22 protein-coding genes are annotated in these 11,085 nt (G+C 52.3%); all 22 read right to left on the bottom strand.

Annotation, left to right across the window (positions count from 1 at the left end; translation table 11 throughout):
- Window positions 1-119: 119 nt before the first annotated feature.
- A complete protein-coding gene (gene rplO / locus Q0X35_RS04270) occupies window positions 120-593 on the bottom strand; it encodes a 50S ribosomal protein L15 (protein WP_297565911.1) in 474 nt (157 codons plus the stop codon).
- Entirely contained in the window at window positions 593-772 is a 180-nt protein-coding gene (rpmD, locus tag Q0X35_RS04275) for a 50S ribosomal protein L30 (RefSeq protein WP_073996050.1), read from the bottom strand. Before rpmD ends, rplO begins: the two co-directional genes overlap by 1 nt.
- The gene (gene rpsE / locus Q0X35_RS04280) at window positions 769-1,479 is read right to left on the bottom strand and encodes a 30S ribosomal protein S5 (protein WP_297565937.1); all 711 of its coding nucleotides are present in this window, start codon (window positions 1,477-1,479) and stop codon (window positions 769-771) included. The genes rpmD and rpsE overlap by 4 nt, the downstream gene beginning before the upstream one ends.
- Window positions 1,480-1,502: 23 nt before the next feature.
- On the bottom strand, window positions 1,503-1,874 hold the full coding sequence (gene rplR, locus Q0X35_RS04285; RefSeq protein ID WP_297565939.1) for a 50S ribosomal protein L18: 372 nt from the start codon (window positions 1,872-1,874) through the stop codon (window positions 1,503-1,505).
- Window positions 1,874-2,410: a 50S ribosomal protein L6 gene (gene rplF, locus Q0X35_RS04290; protein WP_297565914.1), complete on the bottom strand. Its 537-nt coding sequence runs from the start codon at window positions 2,408-2,410 to the stop codon at window positions 1,874-1,876. The genes rplR and rplF overlap by 1 nt, the downstream gene beginning before the upstream one ends.
- Before the next feature lie 17 nt (window positions 2,411-2,427).
- Entirely contained in the window at window positions 2,428-2,826 is a 399-nt protein-coding gene (rpsH, locus tag Q0X35_RS04295; RefSeq protein WP_297565917.1) for a 30S ribosomal protein S8, read from the bottom strand.
- A 53-nt stretch (window positions 2,827-2,879) separates the two neighbouring features.
- On the bottom strand, window positions 2,880-3,065 hold the full coding sequence (locus Q0X35_RS04300; protein ID WP_073996046.1) for a type Z 30S ribosomal protein S14: 186 nt from the start codon (window positions 3,063-3,065) through the stop codon (window positions 2,880-2,882).
- A gap of 1 nt (window position 3,066) precedes the next feature.
- Window positions 3,067-3,609 (bottom strand): 50S ribosomal protein L5, encoded by a 543-nt coding sequence (gene rplE / locus Q0X35_RS04305; RefSeq protein ID WP_073996943.1) that lies wholly within the window; start codon window positions 3,607-3,609, stop codon window positions 3,067-3,069.
- A gap of 17 nt (window positions 3,610-3,626) precedes the next feature.
- The gene (rplX, locus tag Q0X35_RS04310) at window positions 3,627-3,971 is read right to left on the bottom strand and encodes a 50S ribosomal protein L24 (protein WP_073996045.1); all 345 of its coding nucleotides are present in this window, start codon (window positions 3,969-3,971) and stop codon (window positions 3,627-3,629) included.
- Window positions 3,971-4,339, bottom strand: coding sequence for a 50S ribosomal protein L14 (rplN, locus tag Q0X35_RS04315; protein WP_073996044.1), 369 nt, complete (start codon window positions 4,337-4,339; stop codon window positions 3,971-3,973). Before rplN ends, rplX begins: the two co-directional genes overlap by 1 nt.
- Window positions 4,340-4,409: 70 nt before the next feature.
- A complete protein-coding gene (gene rpsQ / locus Q0X35_RS04320; RefSeq protein ID WP_297565942.1) occupies window positions 4,410-4,640 on the bottom strand; it encodes a 30S ribosomal protein S17 in 231 nt (76 codons plus the stop codon).
- Window positions 4,641-4,696: 56 nt separating this feature from the next.
- Entirely contained in the window at window positions 4,697-4,927 is a 231-nt protein-coding gene (gene rpmC, locus Q0X35_RS04325) for a 50S ribosomal protein L29 (protein ID WP_297565922.1), read from the bottom strand.
- Entirely contained in the window at window positions 4,927-5,343 is a 417-nt protein-coding gene (gene rplP / locus Q0X35_RS04330) for a 50S ribosomal protein L16 (RefSeq protein WP_073996041.1), read from the bottom strand. Before rplP ends, rpmC begins: the two co-directional genes overlap by 1 nt.
- A gap of 5 nt (window positions 5,344-5,348) precedes the next feature.
- The gene (gene rpsC / locus Q0X35_RS04335; RefSeq protein ID WP_297565924.1) at window positions 5,349-6,212 is read right to left on the bottom strand and encodes a 30S ribosomal protein S3; all 864 of its coding nucleotides are present in this window, start codon (window positions 6,210-6,212) and stop codon (window positions 5,349-5,351) included.
- Window positions 6,213-6,214: 2 nt separating this feature from the next.
- Entirely contained in the window at window positions 6,215-6,580 is a 366-nt protein-coding gene (gene rplV, locus Q0X35_RS04340) for a 50S ribosomal protein L22 (protein WP_297565926.1), read from the bottom strand.
- 33 nt (window positions 6,581-6,613) lie between these two features.
- Complete coding sequence (gene rpsS, locus Q0X35_RS04345; protein WP_073996038.1) at window positions 6,614-6,895, bottom strand: 30S ribosomal protein S19; 282 nt, start codon at window positions 6,893-6,895, stop codon at window positions 6,614-6,616.
- Window positions 6,896-6,912: 17 nt separating this feature from the next.
- Window positions 6,913-7,749: a 50S ribosomal protein L2 gene (gene rplB / locus Q0X35_RS04350; RefSeq protein ID WP_073996037.1), complete on the bottom strand. Its 837-nt coding sequence runs from the start codon at window positions 7,747-7,749 to the stop codon at window positions 6,913-6,915.
- Window positions 7,750-7,778: 29 nt separating this feature from the next.
- Window positions 7,779-8,096 carry a 50S ribosomal protein L23 gene (gene rplW / locus Q0X35_RS04355; RefSeq protein ID WP_073996036.1) on the bottom strand — a complete coding sequence of 106 codons (318 nt, stop codon included), beginning with the start codon at window positions 8,094-8,096 and terminating at the stop codon, window positions 7,779-7,781.
- On the bottom strand, window positions 8,093-8,740 hold the full coding sequence (gene rplD / locus Q0X35_RS04360; RefSeq protein WP_297565930.1) for a 50S ribosomal protein L4: 648 nt from the start codon (window positions 8,738-8,740) through the stop codon (window positions 8,093-8,095). The genes rplW and rplD overlap by 4 nt, the downstream gene beginning before the upstream one ends.
- 5 nt (window positions 8,741-8,745) lie before the next feature.
- Complete coding sequence (gene rplC, locus Q0X35_RS04365) at window positions 8,746-9,414, bottom strand: 50S ribosomal protein L3 (protein ID WP_073996034.1); 669 nt, start codon at window positions 9,412-9,414, stop codon at window positions 8,746-8,748.
- Window positions 9,415-9,425: 11 nt separating this feature from the next.
- Complete coding sequence (rpsJ, locus tag Q0X35_RS04370; RefSeq protein ID WP_073996033.1) at window positions 9,426-9,734, bottom strand: 30S ribosomal protein S10; 309 nt, start codon at window positions 9,732-9,734, stop codon at window positions 9,426-9,428.
- 497 nt (window positions 9,735-10,231) lie between these two features.
- Window positions 10,232-11,085 (bottom strand): elongation factor Tu (locus Q0X35_RS04375; RefSeq protein WP_297565934.1); only part of this gene is annotated, 854 nt, incomplete at its 5' end.

Below are 11,085 nucleotides of genomic sequence, written 5' to 3' on the forward strand. Positions count from 1 at the left end.
ATATATTATAGTGTTTTTCTATTTATTTTCGAGCTGCGGAGTACATATTTACTACCCGCCCGTGGATAGAAAAAGAATCGGCTTCTACCTTTTTTGGAGTAGAAGCCGATTCTCAATTATTAGCTTTGCTTTTCAAGGCTACCGCCAGCTGCTTCTACTTTGCGCTGCGCTGCAGCAGACCAAGCATCCACTTTGACGTTTACCTTTACAGTAATTTCTCCGTCACCGAGTAATTTCACTGGTTCCTTCGGGCGTACCGCGCCTTTAGCTACCAGATCCGCCACGGTGATTTCGCCACCTGCGGGGAAGAGCTCAGAAAGCTTATCCAAATTTACTACTTGGTATACTACGCGCGCTGGATTCTTGAATCCCCGCAACTTCGGAAGGCGCATATGCAAAGGCATCTGCCCACCTTCGAAGCCACGCCGCACGGTATTCCGAGCTTTCGTACCTTTAGTACCACGCCCGGCCGTCTTACCTTTCGAACCTTCACCGCGGCCTACTCGCGTACGGGACTTATTGGCACCCGGAGCAGGCACTAAATCGTGCAGCTGGAGAATATCTACCGATTCTGTAGTTTCTTTTTCCGCCATTAGTCTACCTCCTCCACGATTAAGAGATGTTCGATTTTCTTAATCATGCCACGTGTAGCTGCATTATCTTCCCGAGTCACCGACTGGTGGATTTTATGCAGCCCCAACGAGCGCATAGTATCGCGCTGGCTCTTTGTAGAGCCTACCAAACCGCGCTTCTGCGTAATTTTTAATTTCATGATGCGCTCACTCCTGCCGCTGCCGCTTCATTTTCTTCCTGAGCAGCAGCAATTTCTGCGTCTTCCCGCTCTTTTGCTTCGTGCTCAGCCCGAGCCCGCAGCATGAACGCCGGTGCTACTCTATCGAGTGGCAAACCCCGCCGTGCTGCTACCGCTTCTGGCTGTTCCAGCTTCCGCAAAGCCGCAATAGCACCCCGCACAATATTCAGCGCATTCGAAGATCCGAGAGATTTGCTGAGTACATCATGAATACCAGCGCACTCCATGACGGCACGCACCGGGCCACCGGCAATTACACCGGTACCAGGAGCAGCTGGACGCAGCAAAACTACACCCGCTGCATCTTCGCCCTGCACGATATGCGGAATAGTGGTACCGATACGCGGAATGGTAAAGAAATTCTTCTTTGCGTCTTCCGTACCTTTAGCAATTGCTGCCGGTACTTCCTTCGCTTTACCATATCCGACGCCGAGCGTACCATTGCCATCGCCTACCACTACTAGAGCAGTGAAAGACATTCTCCGGCCGCCCTTTACCGTCTTAGCTACGCGGTTAATACTGACGACGCGCTCGATATAAGTATTCTTTTCTTCGGCGCGACGATTGGTGCGGCGACCGCCTTTCCGGTCACCCCGGCGGTTATCGCGCTCTGCGCGCCCGCTTTCCTTATCCGAGCTTTCCACTCTGTTCTGCTCTTCAGCAGCCATAAGTTCTTCCTCTCGTTGTGCCATTACAACTCCAGCCCTGCCGCACGCGCGCCGTCTGCCACTGCAGCCACACGCCCGTGATACTTATTGCCACCACGGTCAAATACTACTTTGGTAATTCCAGCATCGAGGGCTCGCTTTCCTATCAGCTTGCCAACTTCACTAGCTTTATCTACCTTATCTGCCGTGCTTGCACGCAGCTCTGCTTCCATAGTGGAAGCGGAAGCCAAAGTACGCCCTACCGTATCGTCAATTACCTGCGCCACCATATGCCGATTAGAGCGGGTGACTACCAAACGTGGGCATTCAGTGGTGCCAGAAATGCGTTTGCGTAGGCGGGCATGACGACGCGCCCGAGCAGTAAATCTGTTCTTATGCTTAGTTAAAGCAGCCATCACTTACCAGCCTTTCCAGCCTTGCGGCGGATGTGTTCATCAGCGTACTTAACGCCTTTGCCCTTATAAGGTTCCGGCAGGCGCAGCTTGCGGATACGAGCAGCCGTTTCGCCTACGAGTTCTTTAGAAATTCCCAATACGGAAAGTTTCGTCTGGCCGTCTACCTGAAAAGTAATTCCTTCCGGAGCTTTTACCAGAATAGGATGCGAATAGCCGAGAGAAAACTCTAAATCAGCGCCTTTCGGTACCACGCGGTAGCCGGTGCCCACGATTTCTAGATCTTTCTTATATCCAGTAGTCACGCCAACTACATTATTGTAAATAAGAGTGCGTGCTAAACCGTGTAAAGAGCGAGTTTCCCGCTCCTCATTAGGCCGAGTGAACACTACTTCGTTGTCAGCTATCTTAATTTCAATAGGTTCCGGTATGTACTGGGTAAGTTCACCTTTCGGTCCTTTTACCCGCACATTCCGCCCTTCCAGGGTGACTTCCACACCAGAAGGAATGGTTACAGGAAGTTTACCAATACGCGACATAATGTATCTTCCTTCCCTTACCATACGTAGGCAAGGACTTCCCCGCCTACTCCCTGAGTCTTAGCTTCGCGGTCGGTGAGCACGCCAGAAGATGTAGAAAGAATTGCTACACCTAGCCCGCCCAGTACCTGCGGTAGTTTCGTAGACTTCGCATATACCCGAAGTCCTGGCTTGGAAATCCGCCGAATACCCGCAAGCGAGCGCTCGTGGTTCGGACCGAATTTCAGAGTGAGGGTGAGAGTCTTACCAACTTTCGCATCCTCTACCTCATATTTAGCAATATATCCTTCGCGCTCGAGGATATCGGCGATACTCGCCTTCATTTTTGAGTACGGCATAGATACCGACTCATGGAATGCTGAATTGGCATTCCGCAGACGCGTCAGCATGTCTGCAATCGGGTCTGTCATTGACATTGGGCAAAGCCCTTTCCCGTTATGGTTTCCGTATGGACCTATAACGTAGATTCTTACCAGCTGGACTTCTTTACACCCGGGAGTTCGCCCCGATGGGCAAGCTCACGCAGGCAGATACGGCATAAACCGAACTTGCGATATACCGAATGGGGGCGGCCACAGCGCTGGCAGCGCGTATAGGCACGCACCTGAAACTTCGGCTTCCGAGCAGCCTTATTCTTTAAAGCAGTTTTCGCCATCTCAGTCCTCCTTGAATGGGAATCCCAGGTAACGCAGCAAAGCGCGTCCCTCGTCATCGTTCTTTGCAGTCGTAACTACGGTAATATCCATGCCACGCACCCGATCAATTTTATCTTGATCAATCTCGTGGAATACCGCCTGCTCGGTCAAACCAAAAGTATAGTTGCCGTTGCCATCAAACTGCTTTGGAGAAAGTCCGCGGAAATCGCGAATACGTGGCAGAGCAGTGGAAAGAAGCCGGTCAAGGAACTCCCACATTCTATCGCCACGCATAGTCACGTGCGCACCAATCGGTACACCCGCGCGCAGCTTGAACTGCGCGATAGACTTACGAGCCCGCGTCACCTGCGGCATCTGCCCGGTAATCACTTTCAAATCTTCAATTGCACCAGTAATAGCTTTCGAATCGTGCGCAGCTTCGCCCACGCCCATATTCACCACTATCTTTACCAGTTGCGGGACGCTATTTACGTTTGCATAGCCGAACTGATCTTGCATCTTCTGTGCAATCTCTTTCCGGTATTTCTCCTTGAGACGAGGCATGTGATGTACTTCCGTGCTCACAGTTCAATCTCCTCTCCGGCGCGCCGGCCAATCCGTTCCCGCACAATTTTCTTTCTACCGTTGCGTTCTACTTCCACTTCCCGGAAGCCTACCCGTACCGGTTTCTTATCCGGGCCGAGCAGCGCCACATTAGAAATATGGATAGGAGCTTCTACAGTTTCAATACCACCAGTAGCTGCTCCACGCTCGGTACGCCCTACGCGAGTGTGCTTCTTTACCCGCTGTACGCCCTCTACGATTACGCGATTTTCCTTCGGAAATACCTGCAGTACTCGCCCTTGCTGGCCCTTATCGCGCCCAGCAATGACCTCTACCAGGTCTCCTTTCTTGATCTTCGCCATCAGATTACCTCCGGTGCCAATGAAACAATCCGCATGAATTTCTTATCACGCAGTTCCCGCGCCACCGGCCCGAAAATACGGGTACCGCGCGGCTCATGGTCGTCTTTAATCAAAACGGCTGCATTTTCACCAAAGCTGATGTATGAACCATCGATGCGGCGAGTTTCTTTTTTCGCACGGACGATTACAGCTTTCACCACATCGCCCTTCTTTACATTTCCGCCGGGAATAGCGTCCTTAACGGTGGCGACTATTACATCGCCAATTCCGGCGTAGCGCCGGCCGGATCCACCGAGCACCCGAATGCAAAGAATTTCTTTCGCACCGGTGTTGTCGGCGACCTTAAGCCGAGACTCCTGCTGGATCATTTATTTCTCCTTCGTCGTGCTGGTTCTCTTAAGAAGAGCCTTGCCGAACGGGTGAGAGGCAAAAAGCCCCTCACTTTGCCTTTTCAATAATCTCTGCCACGCGGAAATGCTTATTAGCAGACAGCGGGCGGGTTTCCATAATGGATACGAGGTCGCCTACGCGCACTTCGTTGTTCTCATCGTGGGCTTTTACGCGCTTCGTATGCGTCTGTACTTTTCCATACAAACCATGCTTACGCCGCTCTTCCACGGCAACCACAACGGTCTTATCCATTTTGTCGCTTACCACGTATCCACGCATCACTTTGCGGTGATTGCGGGAAAGTGGCTGAGTATTTTCTTCGCTCACTTTAGACCTCATTTCTTAGCCGTCGGAGCAGTACGGATGCCGAGCTCTCGCTCCCGGGCAATGGTGTAGATACGTGCGATATTACGCCGTACCTCCTGCAAACGCCCCGAATCTTCCAGACGGTGCGTGACTGCCGAGAAACGCAGGTTAAAAAGCTCTTCTTTTGCTTCCTTGAGCTTCTCAGCCAACTCGCCGTCAGTGAGCTTATCCAGCTCTGCAGTGGTAATTCCTCTAGCCATTATTCACCCTCCTCGCGCGAGATAAAGCGGGTTTTAATTGGGAGTTTATGCATAGCGCGCAAAAGAGCTTCCCGCGCTAAGGTCTCCTCAACACCAGCAATTTCAAACATAACGCGCCCGGGCTTCACATTGGCAACCCAAGTCTCTACCGGACCTTTACCAGAACCCATACGCAGACCAAGAGCTTTCTTAGTGAGCGGGCGATCTGGGAAAATGTTAATCCATATCTTGCCCCCACGCTTTACGTGGCGGGTCATTGCAATACGCGCAGCTTCAATCTGTCGATTGGTAATGTAGGCATGTTCCAGAGCCTGCACCCCATATTCGCCGAACGCCAATTCATTGCCGCCTTTAGACATGCCATGACGGTCGGGACGATGCTGCTTACGATACTTTGTGCGGCGGGGAATGAGCATTAAACTCAGGCCTCCGTTTCCTGTGTTGGAGCAGTTTCCGGAGCCGGAGCGGCCGGAGCAGCTTCTGCTGCCGGGGCAGCGGCTTCTACCGGTACCTGCTGATCCTGTATCTGCTGATCCTGTACCTGCTGATTATCGCGGCCTCCGCGCCGTCCACGGCGGTTTCCGCGTCGGGCATTGCCAGCCCGTCCCTTCTGGGATTTCTCAGCTAAAGAGCGGTAATATTCCTGATCGGTCATATCGCCGCGATAGATCCAGACTTTTACACCAATCCGCCCGAAAGTAGTGCGGGCTTCGAAAAAGCCGTAATCAATATTCGCTCGCAGTGTATGGAGCGGTACGCTACCTTCACTGTAGAATTCCGAGCGAGACATTTCGGCACCACCTAGCCGACCCGAGCACTGAACGCGAATACCTTTCGCGCCCGCCCGCTGGGCAGATTGGATACCTTTACGCATAGCGCGCCGGAAGGAAACACGTGCCGAGAGCTGCTCGGCGATTCCTTGCGCCACTAACTGGGCATCCGCTTCCGGATTCTTAACTTCCAAAATATTCAGCTGTACCGCTTTTCCGGTCATTTTCTCCAAATCAGTACGGAGACGATCGGCTTCCACACCGCGCCGGCCAATTACGATACCGGGACGAGCAGTGTGAATATCGATAACCACCCGTTCGGTGCGGCGCTCAATATGTACTCTGGAGATTCCGGCTCGCTCTAATCCTTTGGTCAGCAGCTCCCGAATTTTAATATCCTCACCCAAGTAATCAGCATAGCGCTGACCTTCTTTGGCGGAATCGGAAAACCACCGAGCGCGGTGATCAGTAGTGATGCCGAGGCGGAACCCAGTAGGGTTTACTTTCTGTCCCACAATCAGGCTCCTTTCTCGTTCTTTTCATTGCTGACGATGATGGTAATATGACTCGTCCGCTTCAGAATGCGGTTCGCCCGGCCTTGCGCCCGGGGGCGAATACGCTTCATAGTCGGCCCTTCGTCAACATACGCAGCTAAGATATAAAAATCAGCTTCGTCAAAGCGCTCACCGGCCTGATCGGCGGCATACTGCGCATTAGCAAGTGCAGAGAGCACAATTTTCTTTACATCCCGAGCTACCGCCTGCGGTGCATACGTAAGCACGTCGACGGCATCCAGAGCCCGCTTGCCGCGAATTTCATTCACCACGCGGCGCGATTTCTGGGGCGTGACGCGCACGAACCGTGCTTGCGCCTTAGCTTCCATAATTTTGCCTATCTCTTTCTCGTGCTACGCCCCTCAGCGGCGGCGTCCTTTTTTGTCTTCTTTATCGTGCCCACGGAAGGTGCGCGTAGGAGCAAATTCTCCTAGCTTGTGCCCTACCATGGATTCAGTGATGAATACCGGCACGTGCTTGCGTCCATCATGCACGGCAATGGTATGCCCCAGAAAATCTGGAGTAATCATCGACCGACGCGACCAAGTTTTAATCACGTTCTTGGTATTCTTTTCGTTCTGTTCGTCGATTTTCTTCAACAGATGGGCATCGACAAAAGGACCCTTTTTCAAACTACGCGGCATTGCTCATCTCCTCCTGATTAGCGCTTCTTACCGGTCTTGCGACGGCGCACAATGAGCTTGTCGCTGGGTCGATTAGGATGACGGGTTCGTTTTTCTTTCTGACCCCACGGCGTAACCGGATGCCGGCCACCGGAAGTCTTACCTTCACCGCCACCATGTGGGTGGTCTACCGGGTTCATTACAACACCACGAACAGTTGGGCGAATTCCCCGCCAACGGCTCCGGCCTGCTTTACCCCAAATCATATTGGAATGCTCAGCATTTCCAACTTCGCCTACCGTAGCGCGGCAAGCAGCTTCCACATTGCGAATTTCGCCAGATGGCATCCGCAACTGCGCATATTTGCCTTCTTTTGCTACTAGCTGTACCGATACACCTGCCGAACGCGCAATCTTTGCTCCCCCACCGGGACGCAACTCTACTGCGTGCACCACAGTACCTACGGGGATATTGCGCAGCTGGAGATTATTGCCGGGCTTAATATCAGCCGCTGGGCCATTCTCCACCATCATTCCCTGCCGGAGGTTTTCCGGAGCGAGAATATAGCGCTTTTCGCCGTCTACGTAATGCAATAGAGCAATACGCGCACTGCGATTTGGATCGTATTCAATATGAGCAACCCGAGCGGAGATTCCGTCCTTATCGTGACGACGGAAATCAATTACCCGGTACTGACGCTTATGGCCACCGCCCTTATGGCGAGTAGTAATGCGCCCATTATTATTGCGCCCACCAGTTTTAGAAAGCGGACGAACCAGCGACTTCTCCGGCGTAGACCGGGTGATCTCAGCGAAGTCGGCAACGTTCGCACGGCGACGACCAGGAGTCGTCGGCTTGTACTTACGAATTCCCATGAGTTCTTATCCTCAATCTCTCCGCCGGATTAACCGACAATATTTCCGTAGATATCGATTGTGCCTTCACGCAGGGTGACGATAGCGCGCTTAGTAGCTTTCCGCTGTCCAATTCCCTGCCGGGTACGCTGCTTTTTACCAGCCCGATTAATCGTATTAACCGAAGCTACCCGCACCCGGAAAATCTGCTCGATAGCAATTTTAATTTCCGTCTTATTGGCATCTGGAGCTACGTAAAAAGTGTATTTACCTTCGTCTTCCAGTCGCGTGGATTTTTCCGTAGCGACCGGCGCCAGAATAATATCGCGCGGATCTTTATTCTTCAGCGCAGCGAGCGAATCACTCATTTCGTCTCCTCCTTCGTATTGTCAGCTACCCACGCCGTGAACGCCTCTTCTAAGAAAATGACGTCTTCCGCGGCCAGCACATCATAAGAATTGAGCTGATCGGCGAAAATGAGCTGTACCTGCGGAAGGTTGCGCAAAGAAAGCGCATTAACTTCGTCGGCACGCCCTACTACTACCAGAGCTTTACGCAGATCATTCACTTTTTCCAGCAACTTCACTGCTGTCTTCGTGGACGGAGTATCTCCCTCTACGAAGCCCTTTACGATATGTATCCGCTCATGGCGAGCACGATCCGAAAGCGATTGGCGCAGCGCCGCTGCCACCATCTTCTTCGGGGTACGCTGCGAGTAATCCCGCGGGCGCGGCCCATGCACAGTACCACCACCGGTGAAATGCGGAGCACGAATCGAACCCTGCCGAGCGCGGCCAGTACCCTTTTGCCGGAAAGGCTTGATACCGCCACCGCGAACTTCGCCGCGAGTCTTCGTCTTATGGGTACCTTGGCGAGCTGCTGCCAGCTGCGCCACTACTACTTGATGCAATAAAGGAATATTTACCTCGACGTCAAACAGCTCCGCCGGCAGCGTGGCTGTACCAGCTTTTTCACCGGCATAGTCGAGAATATCTACCTTGAAGTCTGCCATTTATATCAGGCTCCCTTCACGGCGGTACGGATCATAACAACGCCGCCTTTATTTCCGGGTACTGCACCCTTCACTAAAAGCAAATCGTTATCTGTATCGATGGATTGGATCTGTAAATTCTGGGTGGTAACGCGCGCATTACCCATGCGCCCGGCCATTCTCATCCCGCGGAATACCCGCGACGGAGTAGAACAAGCTCCAATAGAACCAGGCTTCCGGTGATTACGATGTGCACCGTGGGAAGCGGAAACTCCGGCAAAGCCGTGCCGCTTCATTACTCCCGCAAAACCCTTACCTTTGGATTTGCCAATTACGTCCACCAACTGCCCAGCGGTAAAAGTTTCAACTCCAATTTCCTGCCCGAGCGTATAAGTAGAAGCATCTGCTGTGCGCACTTCCGCTACATGACGGCGAGGTTCTACCCCAGCCTGTGCAAAATGCCCTTGTAAAGGCTTGGTGACGTTCTTACCCTTCAGCTCTCCAGAGGCCAGCTGAATGGCTTCATAGCCATCTTTCTCAGTGGTACGAATCTGAGTCACTACATTCTTGCCTACTCGTACGACGGTGACTGGAATCAGATTAGCGTTCTCATCCCAGACCTGCGTCATTCCGAGCTTCGTACCCAGCACTGCCTTAACCGGCTTAGCTGCGGCGCTTTTCATGTTCTTAACCATACTGCGTTACCTCAGAGCTTTATCTCTACATTTACGTCTGCCGGTAAATCCAGCCGCCGTAAAGTGTCAATTGTCTTCAGAGTCGGATCGACAATATCGATAAGCCGCTTATGCGTACGCATTTCAAACTGCTCACGACTGTCCTTGTACTTGTGGGGCGAGCGAATAACTGTGAAAACATTTTTCTCAGTCGGCAACGGCACCGGTCCCACAACCGACGCTCCAGTACGGGTAACTTCGTCGACGAGCTTTTTCGCTGCACTGTCGATGACCTCATGGTCATAAGACTTCAGACGGATGCGGATTTTCTGTCCCGCCATGGCGTCGTCTCCCTCTCTATACCGCGGTGCCACCGAACCCCGCACTCGGGCGTGTCGCGCGATATACTACGTTCAGCCCTATGCAATTGTTGATGAACACCCTTGTGATGAACCGAAGCATTTGCCGCTTCGGCAAAGTTTCTTCTCGGATTTTCCGAGCAACCTAATCAGTATTACAAACTACCGCATTACTCAGCAAGTTACAGCTGCATTTGGTGGTCTATCGCACTGAGAGGCCTCATCCGTACAAAACGGACCGGATAATTATTTTACTCCCCTGGCCTCGCTCTGCCAAATAAAATAGCTGTGAAAAGACTTACCCCGCTGCCCGCTCCACAAAAAATTAAGCTAAGAGTTCGTATGAGTGTGGAAGTAAAACAATATGCGGGTAAAACGATATGAGGATAAAAACAGATAAATGAAGATAAAAAGGCGGGCACATCTTTTCGATGTGCCCGCCTAAGATTCAGCAAGCTGTACTTAAATCAATAAGTCACTTACTTAATGATCTTGGTGACTTTACCTGATCCAACGGTGTGCCCGCCTTCACGAATAGCAAAGCCTAGACCTTCTTCCATAGCAATCGGCTGAATGAGCTCTACAGTCATTTCCGTATTGTCGCCCGGCATAACCATTTCGGTGCCTTCCGGCAGGGTGATTACACCAGTTACGTCCGTGGTACGGAAGTAGAACTGTGGGCGGTAGTTGGAGAAGAACGGGTTGTGACGGCCGCCTTCTTCCTTCTTCAGCACGTATACCTGAGCTTCGAAGTTGGTGTGCGGGGTAATGGAACCCGGCTTGGCTACAACCTGGCCGCGCTCTACATCTTCGCGACGGGTGCCACGGAGCAAGAGACCGCAGTTTTCGCCAGCGTCTGCGTGATCCATCGACTTGTGGAACATCTCGATACCGGTAACGGTGGTCTTCTGCGGATCGCGAATACCGAGGATTTCTACTTCCTCATTCAAGTTCAGCATGCCACGCTCTACACGGCCGGTCACTACGGTACCGCGGCCGGTAATGGTGAAGACGTCTTCAATAGGCATCAAGAAGGGCTTATCAAGATCGCGTACCGGATCCGGGAAGTAGTTATCTACTTCGTTCATAAGCTCGAGAATGGAATCTACCCACTTCTCATCGCCTTCCAGAGCCTTCAGAGCGGAAATGCGCACTACTGGAGCATTATCGCCGTCGAACTCCTGCGAAGAGAGCAGATCGCGAACTTCCATTTCTACGAGCTCGATGAGCTCTTCGTCGTCTACCATATCGCACTTGTTCAGAGCGACGATGATATCCGGCACGCCCACCTGACGAGCGAGCAGTACGTGCTCACGGGTCTGAGCCATGGGGC

It is taken from the genome of uncultured Arcanobacterium sp., assembly GCF_947253055.1.
Taxonomy (GTDB): Bacteria; Actinomycetota; Actinomycetes; order Actinomycetales; family Actinomycetaceae; genus Arcanobacterium_A.

Excerpts from the sequence above, each read along its gene's own strand:
- rplO (WP_297565911.1), bottom strand. The coding sequence starts at position 593 with ATGGCGGAAAAAGAAACTACAGAATCGGTAGATATTCTCCAGCTGCAC.
- rpmD (WP_073996050.1), bottom strand. The coding sequence starts at position 772 with ATGAAATTAAAAATTACGCAGAAGCGCGGTTTGGTAGGCTCTACAAAG.
- rpsE (WP_297565937.1), bottom strand. The coding sequence starts at position 1,479 with ATGGCTGCTGAAGAGCAGAACAGAGTGGAAAGCTCGGATAAGGAAAGC.
- rplR (WP_297565939.1), bottom strand. The coding sequence starts at position 1,874 with ATGGCTGCTTTAACTAAGCATAAGAACAGATTTACTGCTCGGGCGCGT.
- rplF (WP_297565914.1), bottom strand. The coding sequence starts at position 2,410 with ATGTCGCGTATTGGTAAACTTCCTGTAACCATTCCTTCTGGTGTGGAA.
- rpsH (WP_297565917.1), bottom strand. The coding sequence starts at position 2,826 with ATGTCAATGACAGACCCGATTGCAGACATGCTGACGCGTCTGCGGAAT.
- Q0X35_RS04300 (WP_073996046.1), bottom strand. The coding sequence starts at position 3,065 with ATGGCGAAAACTGCTTTAAAGAATAAGGCTGCTCGGAAGCCGAAGTTT.
- rplE (WP_073996943.1), bottom strand. The coding sequence starts at position 3,609 with ATGCCTCGTCTCAAGGAGAAATACCGGAAAGAGATTGCACAGAAGATG.
- rplX (WP_073996045.1), bottom strand. The coding sequence starts at position 3,971 with ATGGCGAAGATCAAGAAAGGAGACCTGGTAGAGGTCATTGCTGGGCGC.
- rplN (WP_073996044.1), bottom strand. The coding sequence starts at position 4,339 with ATGATCCAGCAGGAGTCTCGGCTTAAGGTCGCCGACAACACCGGTGCG.
- rpsQ (WP_297565942.1), bottom strand. The coding sequence starts at position 4,640 with ATGCGTGGATACGTGGTAAGCGACAAAATGGATAAGACCGTTGTGGTT.
- rpmC (WP_297565922.1), bottom strand. The coding sequence starts at position 4,927 with ATGGCTAGAGGAATTACCACTGCAGAGCTGGATAAGCTCACTGACGGC.
- rplP (WP_073996041.1), bottom strand. The coding sequence starts at position 5,343 with ATGCTCATTCCCCGCCGCACAAAGTATCGTAAGCAGCATCGTCCCGAC.
- rplV (WP_297565926.1), bottom strand. The coding sequence starts at position 6,580 with ATGGAAGCTAAGGCGCAAGCACGGTTCGTGCGCGTCACGCCCCAGAAA.
- rpsS (WP_073996038.1), bottom strand. The coding sequence starts at position 6,895 with ATGCCGCGTAGTTTGAAAAAGGGTCCTTTTGTCGATGCCCATCTGTTG.
- rplB (WP_073996037.1), bottom strand. The coding sequence starts at position 7,749 with ATGGGAATTCGTAAGTACAAGCCGACGACTCCTGGTCGTCGCCGTGCG.
- rplW (WP_073996036.1), bottom strand. The coding sequence starts at position 8,096 with ATGAGTGATTCGCTCGCTGCGCTGAAGAATAAAGATCCGCGCGATATT.
- rplD (WP_297565930.1), bottom strand. The coding sequence starts at position 8,740 with ATGGCAGACTTCAAGGTAGATATTCTCGACTATGCCGGTGAAAAAGCT.
- rplC (WP_073996034.1), bottom strand. The coding sequence starts at position 9,414 with ATGGTTAAGAACATGAAAAGCGCCGCAGCTAAGCCGGTTAAGGCAGTG.
- rpsJ (WP_073996033.1), bottom strand. The coding sequence starts at position 9,734 with ATGGCGGGACAGAAAATCCGCATCCGTCTGAAGTCTTATGACCATGAG.